Source organism: Sphingomonas sp. GW821-FHT10F09, from assembly GCF_058809195.1.
Map to the genome: position 1 here is coordinate 179,464 of NZ_JBXASI010000006.1, position 17,434 is coordinate 196,897.

The following is a 17,434-nucleotide window of genomic DNA, read 5'->3' on the forward strand; positions in this document are numbered from 1 at the left end:
TCAGGCCTTTCCGGCGGCGGTAACGGGGGCCAGCGCATCCGACAGCGCCGCGACCGCGATCATGCGGTTCATCGCATCGCTGGGATTGTCGATGCGGAAACCGAGGCCGCGGGCGAGCGCGGTCGCCCGCGCGCTCGCCAGGATCTGCAGGCAGGCCTGCCCGATCCGCGACACCTCGACCCCGTCGCAGTGGATGTCCTCACCCCGCTGGATGCAGGCGAGAAGGGCCTGACGCAGCGGGCCGGCGGCGTCGGTATCGAGGGTGGTCGGCAGCGGATGGGCAGGCATGGTTCGTCCTTCGCGAATGACGGCTGGCTGGATCAGAATTCCGACCAGTCGTCCGTCGCGACGGCGACGGCAGCGGACCCGTTGCGGCGCGACTGGCTCGCGATCCGGCGACCGGCGTCGGCGGCACGCTGTTGCAGCTGGTGCACGACCGGGCGACCCGACGGCAGCGCGGCGATGGCCGCACCCTGGCCGGAGTTCGCGTCGATCTTGAAGCGCGACACGTGACGGGCGAGCTCGTCCGCCTCGGCGGCGAGGCTGCGTGCGGCGGCGGTCGATTCCTCGACCATCGCGGCATTCTGCTGAGTTACGCCATCCATTTCCCCGACTGCAATGTTGACCTGTTGCAGTCCTGTCGACTGCTGCTCGGCGGCGATGGCGATCTGCGCGACCAAAGCGCTTATCTCTCCAAAACGGGCAATGATACGCCGAAGCGCCTTGCCGGTCTCGGAAACCAGTCCGACACCGACGTCAACCTGCTCGGATGAAACAGTGATACGTTTCTTAACGTCTTTGGCGGCATCCGCCGACCGCTGCGCCAGCGCGCGCACTTCCGACGCGACGACCGCGAAGCCGCGGCCGGCCTCGCCCGCCCGGGCCGCCTCGACGCCCGCGTTGAGCGCGAGCAGGTTGGTCTGGAACGCGATCCCGTCGATGACCGAGATGATCTCGGAGATTTCGTTAGACGAACGCTCAATGCCGCTCATCGCCTCCACGGCTCGAGCGACGACGTCACCGGACTCTTCGGCCTCGGCTCGCGCGGCCGCGACAACGCCGCTGGCGCTATCGGCGCGCGCCGCCGTCTGTCGAACGGTTGAGGTTATCTCGTCCATCGCCGCAGCCGTCTCTTCAAGACTCGCGGCCTGCTGTTCGGTGCGTTGCGAAAGGTCGTCGGACGCTTGCAAGATGTCGCGTGAGCCGGTCTTGATGCTACCCGCGGCATGGTTGACTGCAGCGACGGCCGCCATCATCTCGTCCATCGCGCGATTGAAGTCGATGCGCAGCGGCTCGAAATCGGCTGGAAGTGCCGCCATGATTCGGAAAGTCAGATTGCCTTGCGATAGTTCACCGAGCCCCTCGGCAAGCGCCGATGCCATCTGACGCTGGGCTTCGGCAGCGTTCGCTTCTTCGATGTTGCGGCGGAAAACTGCCATCGCCGTCGTCATTCGTCCCACACAGTCGCGATTGTCTGTATAGGCGATCGGGCTATGGAGATCGCCAGCGGCCAATGCCTCCATGCGTATTACGGTGTGGACGTAAGGCTTGCATATAAATCGTCCGCCGAGCAGCGTGATCGCGACAATCGTAACGACAGTCAGCGCCGATACTGCGATCTCGACCGCAGGAACGGCATGAATCGCGCCGAAGGCGATGGCGGCAGAGATTGCCACCGCCGCTGCCCCCAGAATGCATTGGACTAAAGCGAGCACACGAAATTTGACGCGGATCGGCGCGCGCCGTTCAAACCATTTTAACATCGGCAATGTCTCCGTCAGCCGGCGGAAATGGCCGCGCGGTGCTTGATGCACGAAGATCGCGCGAGTCGCTTAACGGGCCGTTGAGCAACCATTTCGAGTGTAACCTGCGCGATTCCCACAGTTTGGGTCCAGATGTAAGCGACGCAGTAGGATCTAGGTTGAGCGATCTTTCGAGACGGATCTGACAGACGATCAGGTCAAAAAGATATAAATCATCATTCCGGATATATTGGAACCATATACCAACTTCGAGACGAAGTGATTTGATGTCTTCTATCGGCGCTGTCAGCCTAACTCGAACCGCTCTCTACACGGCGCACCTCGGTCTTTGAAGGCGGGAGCCTAGCAGCCAAGGATTTGCCACTGCGCCAGCGCGGCGGAGTGTCGTTCCTGGTAGGTTTGTCGATCAATCAGGTGGCGTTCGAAGGTTAAGTGGTTGTGGATGTTGGCGTGGACGAAGGCGAACTTCTGCATCGTCTTCATCTGCCGGAACCGCAGCATAGCTCGCTCCTTTCGTCGAAACGGCAGGTGACCATTCTCCACCCGGTTAATAGCCCAGCGGCCGACCTCGTGCTTCTTCGGTTGCCCAGCTCGTTCCTTGCCGCACCGTAGGAGCGAAGGCCGTTAAAGTGATGGCCTCAGGTACGCCGTGCCGCTTAAGCGCCTTCTTCATGAAGGCAAGCCCCGCCGCCTTATCCCGGTTCGTTGTAACGTAGCTTTCCAGCACGTCACCCTCGTGATCCACCGCCCGCCAAAGGTAGACCATCTTACTATCCAGCTTCACGTCTATCTTGTCGAGGTGCCAGCGCTAGTGGCGAAAGTTTCGCATACGGTTTACCCGCGGCGACGGATATCATCGGCAACAGTGGGCCGAAACGGTTTCACTACAGCCGTACTGTTTAATGGCAAATGTTGAACCCGCGCTCGAACAGCAGATCTACGACGTTCCGCAACGACAGTGGAAAACGTACGTACGTTAGCACCACCAGCCGGATCACCTTGGCGACGAATTGAAACAACAAAACCGGCTCGCGGCAGCGTCCTCGATTTTCGGCTCACCCGCGATCCATATCAGCCCCCTGCCCAGCCTGCCACGTTGGTTTGACAGAGTTCTCTCGGATGCTTCCGGTTTATCCGTGAGCTGGCACCGCAGGACCTGACGCTGGAGGTGACACAGTTTAGTCCGAGCCAAGGAGTATAGGTTGCTCGCTATCTCGCTTTTGTCGTTGGCAGGGCTCACTCGTCAAATAAATGGAGGCAACCGGGCTGTCTGGGTTGGCGTTTTGAGCACTGATCGGCGTGGCGACACCGATGCCCCATCCTAGCTTTAGGAAAGCGTGGTTTCGCTGGCTAGCTGCCACGAAGCCGGCTACCTCGATCATCGTCGGCGTTATGCTCTCTCTCTGCCTGATCATCCTGACGTCGAGGTGTTAATACGCAGACGCTTGCAGGACAAACCGCGCGACGCCCCTGAACAGACTTGCCGGAATACGTTGAAAATCTGCTATAAGCGGGTCTGGCCAACGCAATCTCAGAAAGACTTACGAATGCCCGTCGCGCATTGTGTCTCCAGTACAATCGGCATAATTTTGGACTTAGACGAAGCGTTTTGCGAGCTTGTTCAGCGGAAGCGTGATGAGCTGATTGGCCTGTCATACAAAGAGATTACGGCGGTTGGAGACCTGCAAAAGAGCAGCGAGATGCTGCAGCGGCTCGTGGACAAGGCAGCACCAACTCACCTCCGCAAGCGCTACGTGCGCCCCGATGGTGGCATGGTCGAGGCAGATCTACTGGTTTCAAAGTTCAATAATGAAGGTCGTTTAATCTCGACCCTGTCTTGGACGGAACGCAAGCACCGAGCAGCTTCCCCGTCACGGCTGTGGAAGGCCGCTCTCCAGGTCAAACACCTTTACGATCTTCGGGTCGAGGAACTGGGGCGCGACCTATTCAACGATCACGTGGGGCTAATTCTTGTTCACGCCTATCTGGCGGAGGCTGAGGGCCGCATAGCAAGCGTCTCCGACATCGCAAACGGCATCAACCTGTCTCGTGATATTGCAGCCCGATGGATCAGGCTGCTTGGGCAGCGCGGTCTTATCAATGTACTGGATGAGGCTGCTGAGTTCATCCAACTTACCCATGATGGCGCACTGAAGCTCGAGCGGCTCTTTTCCGCAACGCTTCAGCCGGTTGCGCTTGCTTCCGGGAAGGCCTCACCGATACAGAGCTGATGCTTTTATCGAGCAAATCATACTTGCGACGTCAAAGATTCACTCGTGGTCATTCAACACTTGACGTCAAAGATTCACTTGTGGTCATTCAACACTCTCTCTTCGCTTCCCAGAAACAGACGTTCATTCAGGATTCGCGGTCGCGCTGTCATCCCAGGCTTTCCCTGCCCGTACGCCCCGTTCAGCGCGCTCAGCCGGGTCTAGATCTCGGGTATGAAGGATTGGGGCAATATGGCTCCTTGGCTAGCGGGGAAAGCCAATCATGGGGGAAAATCGCGATTTTCTTCGTCGCGGACGGGGCGGAAGCGCGCGCCGACCCGTTCCCTTCTCTGACTGGAGAACGAGCATGAGCGATACCCCGAAAGATATCGGCCCCGACAACGGCGAGCGCGCGCCCTTCGCCAGGCCGATCGACGAGGGCTTGGGCAAGGTCGGCGCCGGATCGGGTTATTCCGGCCAGGAATATGACAGCGAGGGTCAGGCCGAGTGGCGCGCGCGGCAGAAGCAGCGCGGCCTGCCCGCGGACGGCGCGGTCAAAGGCAGCGGCGCAGGGGCGGGCGGCGGCGATCCCGGCGAGGATTACGACATCGGCACGCCGGGCGGCGCCGCACCGGAAAAGGAGGACTGACGGTAATGGCTGACCGGACAAAGGCGTCGCGACAGCACGCCGATCTGGCGCTCCGCGTCGGCGACCGCGTCGAGGCCAATCTGCGCGTCGACGTTAGCAATGCCGGGCTGCTGGCGATCGGCGGCATGGTCGCGGCGATCCTGCTGTCGGTCGCCGTGCTGGTCGGCGCCGCAGCGCGAAACCGTCCTCCACGCTGATCGACATCGACTAGATTATTGCGTCGTCGCATCGACCAGCGCCGACGATGTCGAGAACACCAAGCCCGCTCCCGACATCTTCGCGGCGGCGCTGCAATCCGTGGCATCCTCACGCCGGACAAGGTACTGGTGGTCGGCGACACGCCCTACGACATCGCCGCGGCGGCCAAATGCGGGATGGCCACGGTAGCGGCGCGCTCGGTGGCTTCAGCGATGCCGCCTTGCGGGAGGCTGGTGCGACCTCCTGTACGACGAAGTTGCCGCGCTTCTGGCGGATTTCGAGGGGTCACCGCTGAGTAGCTGATCCGCCTCAGTGCGATTTCGCCCGGCCGTTCGCGAGACTGGTGCGTTCCGTCTCCACCATGTGCACCGTGATGTCGTCGCCGACCGGCTGCGACCTGCCTTCAAGGACCTTCCCATGATCAAGCGTTCGCTGTTCACGCTCGCCCTCGTCATCGCCGCACCCGCGATCGCTCAGACCCCGCCGCCGCCGCCGCCGGCCGAAGCTAAGACCGCCGCGATGCCCTACGTGATGGCCGCCGGACAGAGCGACCTGTACGAAATCAATTCAAGCCAAGTTGCACTCGAACGTTCCAAAAGCCCCGCAATCCGTCGCTTCGCCGGCATGCTGATCAAGCATCATCAGAAGACCACCGCCGCTACCATGGCTGCGGCAAAGAAGGCTGGCGTAAGCGTACCGGCGCCGATGCTCGAACCCGCAGCGATGACCTCGGTAAACGAACTGCAGTCCGTCGCACCGGCCGATTTCGACCGCACTTATCTCGCGCAGCAGGTGCCGGCGCATCAGGCGGCGCTCGATTTGCATCAGAGCTACGGCATGGGCGGCGATCAGGCGGCGCTGCGCACCTCGGCCAAGAAGGCGGTGCCGATCGTCAAGCAGCACCTCGCCGCTGCCGAGAAGATGCAGAACGGCGCGATGGCCGATCACCGCGGCATGTGACCGACCGACCGGCCGAGGAGCGGCGCGATCCGCCGCTCTTCGTTCCGGCACGGCGGATCCGGCTGGTGGCACTCGCTACTGCTGGCGGGCGCAAACCGGATCAACGGCGTCGAGGAAGTCACCGGGAATTTTGGCACGGGCCACGCCTTCGACATCCCCACCGGGTCGGGCGCGCGCGGCCTAGCGGCACGACAAGCCGGGCCTTGCCAACAAGGCGGTGTTGCTAGGCCTCGTTGGCGGCCTGTCGCTTCTGCGCAATGTGCGCGCTAGCGACTGCCGGAAGGCGCTGGCCGGCGAGACGGTGGTACCCAGCACCATGATCCACAGCGGCACTACCACGTGGAACGGCAGGTCTAGACAGCGGTTACCTGACGACACTTCAGTGAGGCGATAGCATGAACAATCGGTGGCCGAGCGCCCTGTGGATCATCCGCCATGGCGAAAGCGCGGGCAATGTGGCGCGTGACGCGGCGCATGCCGCCGGTTCGGACCGGATCGCGCTCGACACGCGTGACGTTGACATTCCGTTGTCGGCGCGCGGCGAGGACCAGGCACGCACGCTCGGCGCCTGGTTTGCGGGGCTCGACACGGATGATCGCCCCGACGCGCTGCTCGCCTCGCCTTATGTCCGCGCGCAGCAGACTGCACGGCTGTATCAGCAAGCCGGCGGCGTCGACAGCGACATTGCGATCTCGCTCGACGAGCGGTTGCGTGAGAAGGAGTTCGGCATCCTCGACGGACTGACCACCGCCGGGGTCGCCGCGCTTCATCCCGATCAGGCCGAGTTCCGTCGCGTGCTAGGTAAATTCTATCATCGCCCGCCGGGCGGCGAGAGCTGGTGCGACGTGGTGTTCCGGTTGCGCTCGCTGATGGACACGATTGCGCTGCATTACGCCGGGCGCCGCGTAATGATCGTCGCGCATCAGGTCGTCGTGCTGTGTCTGCGCTACGTGATCGAGAACATGACCGAGCAGCAGATCTTGGGAATCGACGCAGAGGGCGACGTCGCGAACTGTTCGATCACCGAATACCGCCGGAGCGCAGACGATGTCATGACGCTGACGCGTTACAACGACGTCGCGCATCTGACGCAGCAAAGTGCCCCCGCTGTCACCGCAGAGCCAGAGCGCACCGCAGGGGTTCGAGGATGACTACCACGCCGATCGACAGCGCCTGGATTGCGGCCAATCCGGTGCCGGTTCACGCGTCGGGAACGACCAAGAACAGCCGCGGTCGTGTGCTGGCGATCGGGGGATCGCGCATCGTGCCCGGTGCCTTGCGCCTGACCGGCGAGGCGGCATTGCGTACCGGCGCGGGCAAGCTGCAAATCGCGACGATCGCCTCTGCGGCGCTTGGTCTGGGATTACTAGTGCCGGAAGCCGGCGTGATGGCGCTGGCGGAAGAGGATGGCGAGATCGGCGATGCGTCCTGCGACGCCTTGGCGAAGGCGTTGCAAGCGTGCGAGACCGTCGTAGCCGGCCCTGGGATCGGCACGACGGAGGCGGCGGCTATCGTGTTGCGCGCGGTACTCGACCAGGCCGGTGCCGACGCAACGCTGGTCGTCGATGCGCTCGCCATCGGTTGTCTGGCCGACCTCAAGAGGTCGCTTCGTAGCTTCGCCGGCCGCGCCGTGCTCACGCCGCACCACGGCGAGATGGCGATGCTCACTGGCCTGGACGAACGGAAGATCGCCGACGCCCCCGCCGCCGTCGCTTGCAATGCCGCTGAAGAGTACGGAGCAGTCGTCGTGCTGAAGGGCAGCGATACGGTCGTCGCCGCCCCGGACGGCACACTGCTTCACTATGGCGGGGGCGGGACGGGCCTTGCAACGGCAGGATCCGGCGACGTGCTCGCCGGGGCGATCGGCGGGCTGCTCTCGCGCGGTGCCGCGCCGTTGATTGCAGCGGGCTGGGGCGTCTGGTTGCACGGTCAGGCCGGTCGCCGGGTCGCCACAACGTCCGGACCGATCGGCTTTCTCGCGCGAGAACTGCCGCCGGAATTCCCGCGCTTGTTGCCCCAATAAGACCCATTTGCAGACGTTCAATTCGCCTTCGACGTCCAGCTTCGGACGTTGGTTCATCCGCGAGTTGGCGCGGCGGCCCGACCGAACGCGGATCACGCGGGGTCGACGATGGCTTCGCAGGTCCGGGTGATCGACCCGTGGTACGCGTCCGGTTGGTATAGAATGTGCGCAGCCGCCACCTCCGCGCTGCCAGTGCTTTCGCTGGAGTACAATCCGGCCCAGACGGTCAGACGTAGCGCGGTATCGGGCCGAGCTGGTCGGTCTGGTCCGGCAGAACAACTACGACCTCGTCGACGTAACACCAGCCCCAGCCCTCGGGTGGATCGTAGCCCTCAATGATCGGATGGCGCGTCGCCTGGAAGTGCGCGGTAGCGTGCCGGTGTGGGCTGTCGTCGCAGCAGCCGACGTGTCCGCATGTCCGGCAAAGCCGCAGGTGCACCCATGAACTGCCGATCCGAAGGCATTCTTCGCAGCCCCGCGCGCTGGGCGTTACCGCTGCGATTGCGTCAATGTGGGTGCATTCAGCCATGCGCGCCTCCGTCTGCCTGATGGTGCGCGAGCGCCAGATGGATTTGCGCGACCGCGGCCGCCCCTTCACCCACGGCAGCGGCGACCCGCTTCGTCGATCCCGATCGCACGTCGCCGATCGCGAACACCGACGGGCGGCTCGTCTCCAGTGGCAGCGCGGTCCTTCCGCAGGCGACCGCGTCGCCCGCAAAGTCAGCTCCTGTCGTGACGAACCCCTTGTCGTCCATGTCCAGACAGCCTCGCGCCCACTCAGCGTTGGGTTCGGCACCGATGAACAGGAACAGATGCCGCATCGCGCAGCGATGGTCCTCGCCGGTTATGCGATCACGAAAGACTGCTGCGGCGAGACCCTGGTCGTCGCCTTCCAGCGCCACGATCTCCTTGCCGACGTGCAGCACGACATTGGGCAGTGCCGCGATCCGTTCAACCAGATAACGCGACATCGTCTCCTCCAGCGGCCGGCGGACGATCAGGTGCAACTTCGCCACCTGTGGTGCGAGGAACGCGACCGCCTGTCCAGCTGAATTGCCGCCGCCGACCAGCGCGACCTCCTCGCCTGCGCACAGCTTCGCTTCTATCGGCGATGCCCAGTAGGACACGCCGGCACCCTCGAACTCGGCGAGGTTGTGGATCAGCGGCCGGCGATAGCGCGCGCCCGACGCGATCACGATGGTGCGGGCACGGACGCGGCGATCGCCCGCAAGGTGCAGGGTCGACGGCGCGCCCGGCACATCGCCGTCGCGGTCCAGCCGCTCGACCTTGACCGGAATGGCGATCTCGGCCCCGAACTTGAGCGCCTGGGTAAAGGCGCGACCAGTCAGCGCCCCGCCCGAGATGCCGGTCGGGAAGCCGAGATAATTCTCGATACGACTGGACGCGCCCGCCTGCCCACCCATCGACTGGCCGTCCAGCACGATTACCGACAGGCCCTCAGACGCCGCATAGACCGCCGCCGCCAGTCCCGCTGGCCCGGCTCCAATGACCGCGGCATCGTAGAGCCGATTCGGATCGATCTCAGGCGTGATTCCGAGGCAGGCAGCGACCTCAACCTCGGTCGGGTCCTTCAGCACGGTGCCGTTGGGGCAGAGCATCAGCGGCAGTTCCGTGGGCAGCACCCCGAGCCGTTCGACTAGTGCGTGCCCCTCGCCTTCGCCCGCGGCGTCGAGCACCTGAACCGGATAGCCGCTGCGGGTCAGGAACTGCTCGATCCGTCGCAGCGCCGCGTTGCCGGGATCGCCGACCAGCACCGAGCCCGACCCGGCAGCGGCGATGAGGCCGACCCGACGCAAGATCAGCGCACGCATGACCACTTCGCCTACGTCGGCCGATCCGACCATCAGCGCGCGCAGATGCGCGGCGTCGAAGGCCACCGCCAGCGCGCCGTGCTCGCCCGCATGGCCGGCAGCGAGCGAAGGCGCGCCCGAAAGCTGGCTGATCTCGCCGCTGAACTGCCGGGGACCGTGGGTCGTGAGGTCGACCTCGTGCTCGGGCCCATCGCGGCGCGTGATGTCGATGGTCCCCTCCAGCACCAGCCACGCGGGCGCGTCGCGATCCCCGATCCCGTAGATCGTCTCGCCAGCTCTGAACCGCCGCGGTGTGCTGCTGGCGAAGCGCCGCGCCGTCTCGACCTGTGGCGCCGTCAGAGTCGGGAAGGCCTGCGCCGAGCGGTCGGCGGCCGGATCGGCAACAGTTGATGACATCGCCGCAGTCTGACACAGGCTCGCGCCGGACGCGAGACGGCCGTAACTTCTTGCCCGTCTTTCAGACGAGCGCCTCAAACCGATCGCTAATGACCCAGAAGCGGACATCCAGCGCTACTCGGGCGCTCCCAAAAGCGGCCGCTTGTTCACGAGCCGTGCTTCGCTCGGGATTGGGTTGGCCGGGAGGGGATCATGCCGGCTATCGTTAGACCGCTGTATTGCTTCCCTGGTACACCTTGCTAAGCTTGTTAGAGGGGGGAGTCGAAACACATGCTCGAACTGACAGGGGTCACCCACGTCTACGCCAATGGCACTCGCGCGCTCGACGACGTCAGCCTGTCGATCCCGGCAGGTATGTTCGGACTGCTCGGACCCAACGGCGCCGGCAAGTCGACGCTGATGCGGACGGTAGCGACGCTCCAGACGCCGACTGCGGGCACTATCCGCTTCGGCGACATCGACGTGGTGGCCAGCCCTGAGGACCTGCGTGCGACGCTCGGCTACCTGCCCCAGGATTTCGGCGTCTACCCGCGCGTCTCCGCCTACGACATGCTCGACCACATGGCGGTGCTGAAAGGGGTGCACTCGGCCGCTGACCGGCGCGTCACCGTCGAGACGCTGCTCGCCCAGACCAACCTGTGGACGCATCAGAAGAAGGCGATCGCCGGCTTTTCCGGCGGCATGCGCCAGCGGTTCGGGATCGCGCAGGCGCTGATCGGCAACCCGCGCCTGATCATCGTCGACGAGCCCACCGCCGGCCTCGACCCGGAGGAACGAAACCGCTTCCTCAACCTCCTGGCCGAGATCGGCGAGAACGTCGTCGTGATCCTGTCGACCCACATCGTCGAGGACGTGGCGGACCTGTGCCCGCGCATGGCGGTGCTGGCGGCGGGGCGCATCCAGCTGGAGGGCGCGCCGCTCGACCTGATCGAGCGGACCCGCGGGCAAGTTTGGGCGAAGACGGTCGCGCCGGGCGCGCTGGACGCGGTGCGGGAGGCGCACGAGGTCATCTCCACTCGGCTGTTCGCGGGGCGCACGGTGGTCCACGTCCTCGCCGACCACGATCCCGGCGACGGCTTCGCCCCTGCGGCGGGGGGCCTGGAGGACGTGTACTTCTCCACCCTCGCCCGCTCGCGCCGCGCCGCCCCCGTCGCGGCCTGACCCGCGATGTTCGGCGCCATCGCCCGCTTCGAGCTGCGCTACCAGCTCCGCAACCCCGTCTTCTGGACGGTCGCGATCCTGTTCTTCCTCCTGACCTTCGGGTCGGTGACGGTGGAGCGGATCTCGCTCGGCAGCGGCGGCAACGTCCACAAGAACGCCGCCACCGCGATCGCGCGGACCCACTTCATCATGTCGCTGTTCTTCATGTTCGTGACCACCGCCTTCGTGGCGAACGTGGTGGTTCGCGACGACGAGAGCGGCTTCGGGCAGATGGTCCGGACGACCCGGGTCACCAAGGCGGCCTATCTCCTCGCCCGCTTCCTCGGCGCCTACGGGGCGGCGGCAATCGCCTTCGTCGTGGTGCCGCTGGCGATGTGGCTCGGCACGCTGATGCCGTGGGTCGATCCCGAGACGCTGGGGCCGAACCGGGCCGGCGACTATCTCTACGCCTATTTCCTCCTCGGCCTGCCCAACCTGTTCCTGACCGCGGGCATCTTCTTCGCGGTCGCGACCATGACCCGGTCGATGACCTACAGCTACCTCGCGGTCATCGCCTTCCTGGTGGTTTACCTGACCCTGATCGGCATCACCGCGGAAAAGCCGGAATGGCGGGAGACGATCGCCTATCTCGAACCGTTCGGGATCGGGGCGTTTGGCTGGCTGACCCGCTACTGGACCCCGGCCGAGGCGAACGCGGCCATGCCCGCCTTCGCGGGCGTGCTCGCCGCCAACCGGGTCATCGCCGTCATGCTGGGGGGTCTGGCGCTGGCGGTCGCGTGGTGGCGCTTCTCCTTCACCGAGCGCGGCGCGTCGAAGCGCCGCCTGCGTCGCGAGCAGCGCCGCGTGGCGAAGCTCGCCGCCACCCCGCCGCGCGTCGCCGCCGCGCTGCCCGCGACCGACCCCGCGCATGCGGGCCCCACCCAGCTCTTCGCCCGCGTCCGGTTCGAGATGGCGCTGATCTTCAGGAGCCCCGGTTTCGTCATCATGCTGGCGGTCGGCCTCGCCAACACGGTCGCCTCGCTATTGGTAGCGGGCGAGCGCTACGGCACCCCGCTCTACCCGATGACCTTCACCGTGATCGGCACCCTCCAGGGCGCGTTTACGATCATGCCCTTGATCTTCGCGATCTACTACGCCGGCGAGCTGGTGTGGCGCGACCGCGAACGCGGCATGCACGAGATCGTCGACGCCACCGCGCTGCCGAACTGGGCGTACCTCGTCCCCAAGGTGCTGGCGGTGGCCGGCGTGCTGGTCACGACCCTGCTCGCCTCGGTCGTCGCGGGGATCGTCGTGCAGCTTTTCCGCGGCCCGGTGACGCCGGCGCTCGGCAAGTATCTCGCCTGGTACGTTCTGCCGTTCGCGGCGGACTTCGTGATCCTCGCCGTGCTCGCGGTGTTCATCCAGGCGCTCAGCCCAAACAAGTACGTCGGCTGGGCGCTGATGGTGGTCTACCTCGCCGCGACCAGCGTGTTCACGACGATCGGCTGGGACCACCCGCTCTACCTCTACGGCTCGACCGGGACGCTGCGGCTGTCGGACATGAACGGCGACCAGATCGGCGCGGCACGCGCATGGTGGCTGCGGCTCTACTGGGGCGGGTGGGCGCTGGCGCTGGCGGTGGCGGCGCACCTCCTCTGGCGGCGCGGGACCGACGTGAAACTCGGCCACCGGCTCCGCCTCGCGCCGCGGCGGCTGCGGGGGACGCCGGGGGTGGTGCTGGCGGTCGCGCTGGTCACCGTCGCGGCGAGCGGGGCTTATGCCTGGCGGCAGATGGACGTCCTTAACATATATCGCAGCGCCCCCGATCAGGACGCGCGGGCCGCGGCCTATGAGAAGAAGTATCTCCGCTATGCGGGGCTGCGCCAGCCGACGCTGACCGACATCCGGCTGACCATCGCGCTCCACCCCGCCGCGCGGCGGATGGAAGCGGAGGGCAGCTACGCCTGGGTCAACGACACCGGCGCGCCCCTCCGCGACCTGCACGTCCGCCTGCAGGACGACCGCACCCGGCTGGTCGCGGTGACGATCCCCGGCGCGCGGCTGGTCAGCGACGACGACGACAACCAGTACCGTATCTACCGCTTCGAGCGGCCGGTCGCACCGGGGGCGACCGGCACGCTCGGCTTCCGTACCGAGCGGGTCGACCGCGGCTTCGCGGCCAACGACGACGACACGCGCCTGGTCGCCAATGGCACCTTCCTCAACAACCGCGAGTTCGCGCCGACCCTCGGCATGGACCGCAGCGGGCTGCTCCAGGACCGGACCAAGCGCCGCAAGTACGGCCTCCCGGCGGAACTGCGCCCAGCCAAGCTGGAGAATATTTCCGCCCAGTGGAGCAACTACGTCCACACCGACTGGGTGCGGTCGGATGTCACCTTGTCGACCGATGCCGACCAGGTGCCGATTGCGCCGGGTCGCAAGGTAACGGACGCGGTCGCCAACGGCCGCCGCACCGCGCGCTTTGTGTCGGGCGCGCCAATCCTGTCCTTCTTCTCGATCCAGTCGGCGCGTTATGCCGAAAAGGCGCGGGTCGCCGACGGGGTCCGCCTGTCGGTCCTCTACCACCCCGCCCATGCCTACAACGTCGACCGGATGCTGGCGGCGATGCAGGCCGCGCTCGGCTATTACCGGGAAAACTTCGGGCCTTATCAGTTCCCCTATGCCCGGATCGTCGAGTTCCCCGGCTATGCCAGCTTCGCGCAGGCGTTCGCGGGGACGGTGCCCTATTCCGAGCGGATCGGCTTCATCGCCGACGCGCGCTCGGCCGACCGGATCGACTACGTCACCTACATCACCGCGCACGAGCTGGGGCATCAATACTGGGCGCACCAGGTGATCAGCGCCGACATGCAGGGCGGCACCGTGTGGGTGGAGACCATGGCGCAATATTCGGCGCTCATGGTGATGAAGCGGCTCTACGGCCCCGACAAGATCAGGCGGTTCCTGAAGTACGAGCTGGACGACTACCTGCGCGGCCGCCGCGGCGAGGCGGTGGAGGAGCTGCCGCTCGCCCGCGTCGAGAACCAGCCCTACATCCACTACAACAAGGGATCGGTGGCGCTGTACCTGCTCCAGGACCGGCTGGGCGAGGCACGGGTCAACGCGATGCTGCGCGGGCTGCTCGACCGCTACCGGTTCAAGGGGCGGCCTTATGCGCGCTCGACCGACCTCGTCGCCGGCTTCGCGTCGCTGGCGCGCGACGGGCAGGAAAGGCAGCTGGTCGCCGACCTGTGCGAGCGGATTGTGCTGTGGGACTTCGAGGCGAAGGACGCGACCACCCGCCGCCTGCCCGACGGAAGGTGGGAAACGCTGCTGACTGTGAACGCCGCCAAGTTCACCGCCAACGGCCAGGGGGTCGAGACGCCCGTTCCCTTCGCCGACACGATCGACGTCGGCGCGTTCGCGTCGCGGCCGGGGCTCGCCGCCTTCTCAAGGGCGGACGTGCTGGCGATGGAGCGCCGCCCGCTCCGCAGCGGCGGGCAGCAGGTGCGGATCGTCACCGCGGCGCGGCCGGCGTTCGTCGGGGTCGATCCGTACAACAAGTATATCGATCGAAACAGCGACGACAATTTAGTGGCACCTTCCTGACCCAGCTACGGATTCTAGGCCTACCCGTCTCGCTGCCCGACAACGGACATCTGTTCATCTTCTCGATTAGAGGTCATCGAGAGTGTGCGTTGCGTCGATTTACAAGTGGAATAGGGAAAGCCGCCGTTTCGGGTCGCGTCCGATCGCACAAAATGAGGTGACGGCGCTCGCCAACCCGCGTTGAAGCTGAGTCGAGGATCGCCGAGCGGCAGCCAGTGCATTCAACCTTTTGTGGGTAACGCCGGACAGCGATAGGCAGCCTTGTAGCTTTGGCCCCAACAGCGGATAAAACCATCGAGAACACCTATGTTCATTGGCCAGCGAACCTTCCGCGGCCTGCCGTCGACACCAATAGCGTCTTCTAGCTCAGCCGGGCGAGGTAGGATCGCCAGCTTTGCACGCGCCGCCTCCAACGCAGCCAGATCACCGCGAAGAAAGGCCACGCTGCCATCCACGTAAAGGTTCCAACCCCATTTGGCGTCTTCGGCGGCAGGATGCCTCCCGGCATCAAAGAGCTTGACGGCATTAGCATATTGGCCCGCGTCGGCTCGTAGCTGGCCTTCATGCCATGACAGGAGGGCATCGGCATCACCCATGCCTCCATGCGCCTTTCGCCAGTCCCGGATGAGATCGGCGGCTTCAACGGCGCAACCCTGGGCCTCCAGCGTCCGCCAACCGCCGTTGATATCCTGATCGAATGCCTGAAGGTCGAGAGCCAGCAAGGATTGTCGGTCATGACGACACGAGGTCATTTCGGCAGAGGCGGTCAGCAGTGCCAGAGTAAATATTGCAGAGATCATCGGCCGTCTCTCATCGGGTCAAACCACCAAGCGTGGTGGCACAGGACGGACTACGAGTATCAATCAATCGCAACTGCTGGACCATCACCCGGTCATGGCCCTGTGGAAGATAGCGAATGGTGCGCTGCTTGCCGCCATCGTCCACCAGCAGCGCATAGGGCAAGAGCGCGTTGTCGGGTTCGCCCTCGGTGCGCGTGAGGATTGTCATGCCGTCGCGTAGGCCGGCCGCATAGGCCGGCAGGGAGCTGTCAGTTTAAAGCGGACGCGTCTCGGGTTGTCGCAGGTCGGCCTTTGAGGGCATGACCTAGGTCGCAAGCATCTGCCACTCCGCCAGCGCGGCGGAGCGTCGTGTTCGGTAGGTCTCCCGGTCAATGAGGTGGCGTTCCAGATTGAAGTGATTGTGGATGTTGGCGTGGACGGAGGCGAACTTTTGCAGCGTCTTCATCTGCCTGAACCGGAGCATCGCGCGCTCTCGCCTTCGGAATGGCAGGTGACTGTTTTCGACCCGGTTGTTGGCCCACCGAGCCACCTCCTGCCGTTCACGGCAGCCCAGTTCGTCCATTGCCGCACCGTAACTGCGTAAGCCATCGGTGGTAATCGCATTCGGCGACCCGTGTCGCTTCAGCGCCTTTTTCATGAACGCGAGAGCTGCCGCCTTGTCACGGCTCCTGGTGACGTAGCTTTCCAGTACCTCGCCCTCGTGGTCTACTGCTCGCCAAAGGTAGACCATCTCCCCGTTCAGCTTCACGTACATTTCGTCCAGATGCCAACGCCAATGGCGAAAGCCACGCATGTGGCTGACCCGCTTGCGCCGCACCTCGCCGGCGAACATTGGACCAAACCTGTTCCACCACATCCGCACCGTCTCGTGGCAAACGTCGATGCCGCGCTCGAACAGCAGGTCCTCCACGTTCCGCAGCGATAACGGAAAACGGACGTACATCAGCACCACCAGCCGGATCACCTCGGGCGATGAGTTGAAATAGCGGAATGGCGTGGCTGGCTTGTGCGGTCGGGGCATGTCACAGCCCTACACGGCCATGATTACCAGCCCGTGCATTTGCGCTGACAATGCCCGGTCGGGGCATGTCGCAGCCCTACCCTGCCCTGATTACTAGCCGGCGCAATTGCGCGGTCAATGGCGGTTGCAGGCGTTAAGCGCACCAATGGGCGACGCGCTTCACGCCCGACGAATTAGTACCGAATCGAGCTTTTTACCGGATTGGCTTAGTCTCTTTTCGGGCATAATTTTACTATGCCTTATCCGTTTCGGTCCAATTGGCATTCGCGGGGCTTCATTCGTGATCCCTGACCGGTGGGACGGTCCACGCAAGGTTGGCGAAGGGTCAAACGAATGTTCTCCTGGTTTGAAAAAACGGCACCGATCCGTACAAAGTTCAAAGTTCTCCTCGCGGTTCACAGCGCCGTCGCGGCGGCCGGCGTCGCCACTACCTATTTTGCCGTACAGGCGCCTCCGACGGAGGCGCTGAGTTACGTCGGTGCGGCAGCCGCCCTTTTAGTGCTGACCATCGCTACCGTAATCGTAAGTAGCAAACTTATCTGCACCCCCTATGTTAATACCGTCGTTCGCATGGAGGGTCTCGCCGCAGGCGACCTCGTTACGGCCATAGCCTATGCAGATCATCGAGACTGCGTTGGCAGAATGACTCGCGCAATGCGGGTGTTTAAGCAGAATGCCGAAGAAGTGCAGGCTGTGGCAACCGCACAGCAGGTGGTTGTTGGTGCGCTGGGCGAAGGGATGACGCGGCTGGCCTCTAGCGACCTCAGCTATCGCATCGACCAGACGTTCCCGGCCGACTACGAGCGGCTGCGCACCGATTATAACCGCGCGAT

Annotated in this window: 18 protein-coding genes and 1 pseudogene; 10 read left to right on the forward strand and 9 right to left on the reverse strand. The window is 64.6% G+C overall.

What is annotated here, in order from left to right; translation table 11 throughout:
- The 4 genes from AC1RTO_RS17230 to AC1RTO_RS17245 form a co-directional block, all read right to left on the reverse strand.
- Positions 1–288: an STAS domain-containing protein gene (locus AC1RTO_RS17230; protein ID WP_493162014.1), complete on the reverse strand. Its 288-nt coding sequence runs from the start codon at positions 286–288 to the stop codon at positions 1–3.
- Between the two features lie 32 nt (positions 289–320).
- The gene (locus tag AC1RTO_RS17235; protein WP_493162015.1) at positions 321–1,763 is read right to left on the reverse strand and encodes a methyl-accepting chemotaxis protein; all 1,443 of its coding nucleotides are present in this window, start codon (positions 1,761–1,763) and stop codon (positions 321–323) included.
- Between the two features lie 342 nt (positions 1,764–2,105).
- Positions 2,106–2,264, reverse strand: coding sequence for a hypothetical protein (locus AC1RTO_RS17240; RefSeq protein WP_493162016.1), 159 nt, complete (start codon positions 2,262–2,264; stop codon positions 2,106–2,108).
- A gap of 46 nt (positions 2,265–2,310) precedes the next feature.
- On the reverse strand, positions 2,311–2,547 hold the full coding sequence (locus tag AC1RTO_RS17245; RefSeq protein ID WP_493162018.1) for a DDE-type integrase/transposase/recombinase: 237 nt from the start codon (positions 2,545–2,547) through the stop codon (positions 2,311–2,313).
- Between the two features lie 763 nt (positions 2,548–3,310).
- Between AC1RTO_RS17245 and AC1RTO_RS17250 the strand changes: the two genes are divergently transcribed.
- The 7 genes from AC1RTO_RS17250 to AC1RTO_RS17280 all read left to right on the forward strand — a co-directional run bounded on the left by AC1RTO_RS17250 (position 3,311) and on the right by AC1RTO_RS17280 (position 7,803).
- The gene (locus tag AC1RTO_RS17250; RefSeq protein ID WP_493162020.1) at positions 3,311–3,994 is read left to right on the forward strand and encodes a PAS domain-containing protein; all 684 of its coding nucleotides are present in this window, start codon (positions 3,311–3,313) and stop codon (positions 3,992–3,994) included.
- 346 nt (positions 3,995–4,340) lie between these two features.
- Positions 4,341–4,622 (forward strand): hypothetical protein, encoded by a 282-nt coding sequence (locus AC1RTO_RS17255; protein ID WP_493162022.1) that lies wholly within the window; start codon positions 4,341–4,343, stop codon positions 4,620–4,622.
- A gap of 5 nt (positions 4,623–4,627) precedes the next feature.
- Positions 4,628–4,819, forward strand: a complete 192-nt coding sequence (locus AC1RTO_RS17260) for a hypothetical protein (RefSeq protein WP_493162024.1) — start codon at positions 4,628–4,630, stop codon at positions 4,817–4,819.
- A gap of 18 nt (positions 4,820–4,837) precedes the next feature.
- Positions 4,838–5,119, forward strand: coding sequence for an HAD hydrolase-like protein (locus AC1RTO_RS17265; RefSeq protein WP_493162026.1), 282 nt, complete (start codon positions 4,838–4,840; stop codon positions 5,117–5,119).
- A 118-nt stretch (positions 5,120–5,237) separates the two neighbouring features.
- The gene (locus AC1RTO_RS17270) at positions 5,238–5,780 is read left to right on the forward strand and encodes a DUF4142 domain-containing protein (RefSeq protein ID WP_493162028.1); all 543 of its coding nucleotides are present in this window, start codon (positions 5,238–5,240) and stop codon (positions 5,778–5,780) included.
- A 395-nt stretch (positions 5,781–6,175) separates the two neighbouring features.
- The gene (locus AC1RTO_RS17275) at positions 6,176–6,931 is read left to right on the forward strand and encodes a histidine phosphatase family protein (RefSeq protein ID WP_493162030.1); all 756 of its coding nucleotides are present in this window, start codon (positions 6,176–6,178) and stop codon (positions 6,929–6,931) included.
- Positions 6,928–7,803, forward strand: coding sequence for an NAD(P)H-hydrate dehydratase (locus AC1RTO_RS17280; protein ID WP_493162032.1), 876 nt, complete (start codon positions 6,928–6,930; stop codon positions 7,801–7,803). Before AC1RTO_RS17275 ends, AC1RTO_RS17280 begins: the two co-directional genes overlap by 4 nt.
- A gap of 226 nt (positions 7,804–8,029) precedes the next feature.
- Here the strand turns inward: AC1RTO_RS17280 and AC1RTO_RS17285 are convergent, their stop codons facing one another.
- Complete coding sequence (locus AC1RTO_RS17285) at positions 8,030–8,332, reverse strand: UBP-type zinc finger domain-containing protein (protein WP_493162033.1); 303 nt, start codon at positions 8,330–8,332, stop codon at positions 8,030–8,032.
- Positions 8,325–10,031, reverse strand: a complete 1,707-nt coding sequence (locus AC1RTO_RS17290) for an FAD-dependent oxidoreductase (protein WP_493162034.1) — start codon at positions 10,029–10,031, stop codon at positions 8,325–8,327. Before AC1RTO_RS17290 ends, AC1RTO_RS17285 begins: the two co-directional genes overlap by 8 nt.
- 270 nt (positions 10,032–10,301) lie before the next feature.
- Here AC1RTO_RS17290 and AC1RTO_RS17295 point away from each other — a divergent pair, with 270 nt between their 5' ends.
- Both AC1RTO_RS17295 and AC1RTO_RS17300 read left to right on the forward strand, forming a co-directional pair.
- Positions 10,302–11,192, forward strand: coding sequence for an ABC transporter ATP-binding protein (locus AC1RTO_RS17295; RefSeq protein ID WP_493162036.1), 891 nt, complete (start codon positions 10,302–10,304; stop codon positions 11,190–11,192).
- A gap of 6 nt (positions 11,193–11,198) precedes the next feature.
- On the forward strand, positions 11,199–14,780 hold the full coding sequence (locus AC1RTO_RS17300) for an ABC transporter permease/M1 family aminopeptidase (protein WP_493162038.1): 3,582 nt from the start codon (positions 11,199–11,201) through the stop codon (positions 14,778–14,780).
- A 221-nt stretch (positions 14,781–15,001) separates the two neighbouring features.
- Here the strand turns inward: AC1RTO_RS17300 and AC1RTO_RS17305 are convergent, their stop codons facing one another.
- The 3 genes from AC1RTO_RS17305 to AC1RTO_RS17315 all read right to left on the reverse strand — a co-directional run bounded on the left by AC1RTO_RS17305 (position 15,002) and on the right by AC1RTO_RS17315 (position 16,601).
- Positions 15,002–15,580, reverse strand: coding sequence for a hypothetical protein (locus AC1RTO_RS17305; RefSeq protein ID WP_493162040.1), 579 nt, complete (start codon positions 15,578–15,580; stop codon positions 15,002–15,004).
- Between the two features lie 10 nt (positions 15,581–15,590).
- Positions 15,591–15,788: a hypothetical protein gene (locus tag AC1RTO_RS17310; RefSeq protein ID WP_493162042.1), complete on the reverse strand. Its 198-nt coding sequence runs from the start codon at positions 15,786–15,788 to the stop codon at positions 15,591–15,593.
- Positions 15,789–15,884: 96 nt separating this feature from the next.
- Positions 15,885–16,601 carry an IS6 family transposase gene (locus tag AC1RTO_RS17315; RefSeq protein WP_493162043.1) on the reverse strand — a complete coding sequence of 239 codons (717 nt, stop codon included), beginning with the start codon at positions 16,599–16,601 and terminating at the stop codon, positions 15,885–15,887.
- A 333-nt stretch (positions 16,602–16,934) separates the two neighbouring features.
- On the opposite strand from AC1RTO_RS17315, the pseudogene AC1RTO_RS17320 reads away from it, so the two are divergent.
- Positions 16,935–17,434 (forward strand): annotated as a pseudogene (locus AC1RTO_RS17320) (methyl-accepting chemotaxis protein); the annotation flags it as partial.

Excerpts from the sequence above, each read along its gene's own strand:
- AC1RTO_RS17230 (WP_493162014.1), bottom strand. The coding sequence starts at position 288 with ATGCCTGCCCATCCGCTGCCGACCACCCTCGATACCGACGCCGCCGGC.
- AC1RTO_RS17235 (WP_493162015.1), bottom strand. The coding sequence starts at position 1,763 with ATGTTAAAATGGTTTGAACGGCGCGCGCCGATCCGCGTCAAATTTCGT.
- AC1RTO_RS17240 (WP_493162016.1), bottom strand. The coding sequence starts at position 2,264 with ATGCTGCGGTTCCGGCAGATGAAGACGATGCAGAAGTTCGCCTTCGTC.
- AC1RTO_RS17250 (WP_493162020.1), top strand. The coding sequence starts at position 3,311 with ATGCCCGTCGCGCATTGTGTCTCCAGTACAATCGGCATAATTTTGGAC.
- AC1RTO_RS17255 (WP_493162022.1), top strand. The coding sequence starts at position 4,341 with ATGAGCGATACCCCGAAAGATATCGGCCCCGACAACGGCGAGCGCGCG.
- AC1RTO_RS17260 (WP_493162024.1), top strand. The coding sequence starts at position 4,628 with ATGGCTGACCGGACAAAGGCGTCGCGACAGCACGCCGATCTGGCGCTC.
- AC1RTO_RS17270 (WP_493162028.1), top strand. The coding sequence starts at position 5,238 with ATGATCAAGCGTTCGCTGTTCACGCTCGCCCTCGTCATCGCCGCACCC.
- AC1RTO_RS17275 (WP_493162030.1), top strand. The coding sequence starts at position 6,176 with ATGAACAATCGGTGGCCGAGCGCCCTGTGGATCATCCGCCATGGCGAA.
- AC1RTO_RS17280 (WP_493162032.1), top strand. The coding sequence starts at position 6,928 with ATGACTACCACGCCGATCGACAGCGCCTGGATTGCGGCCAATCCGGTG.
- AC1RTO_RS17285 (WP_493162033.1), bottom strand. The coding sequence starts at position 8,332 with ATGGCTGAATGCACCCACATTGACGCAATCGCAGCGGTAACGCCCAGC.
- AC1RTO_RS17290 (WP_493162034.1), bottom strand. The coding sequence starts at position 10,031 with ATGTCATCAACTGTTGCCGATCCGGCCGCCGACCGCTCGGCGCAGGCC.
- AC1RTO_RS17295 (WP_493162036.1), top strand. The coding sequence starts at position 10,302 with ATGCTCGAACTGACAGGGGTCACCCACGTCTACGCCAATGGCACTCGC.
- AC1RTO_RS17300 (WP_493162038.1), top strand. The coding sequence starts at position 11,199 with ATGTTCGGCGCCATCGCCCGCTTCGAGCTGCGCTACCAGCTCCGCAAC.
- AC1RTO_RS17305 (WP_493162040.1), bottom strand. The coding sequence starts at position 15,580 with ATGATCTCTGCAATATTTACTCTGGCACTGCTGACCGCCTCTGCCGAA.
- AC1RTO_RS17310 (WP_493162042.1), bottom strand. The coding sequence starts at position 15,788 with ATGACAATCCTCACGCGCACCGAGGGCGAACCCGACAACGCGCTCTTG.
- AC1RTO_RS17315 (WP_493162043.1), bottom strand. The coding sequence starts at position 16,601 with ATGCCCCGACCGCACAAGCCAGCCACGCCATTCCGCTATTTCAACTCA.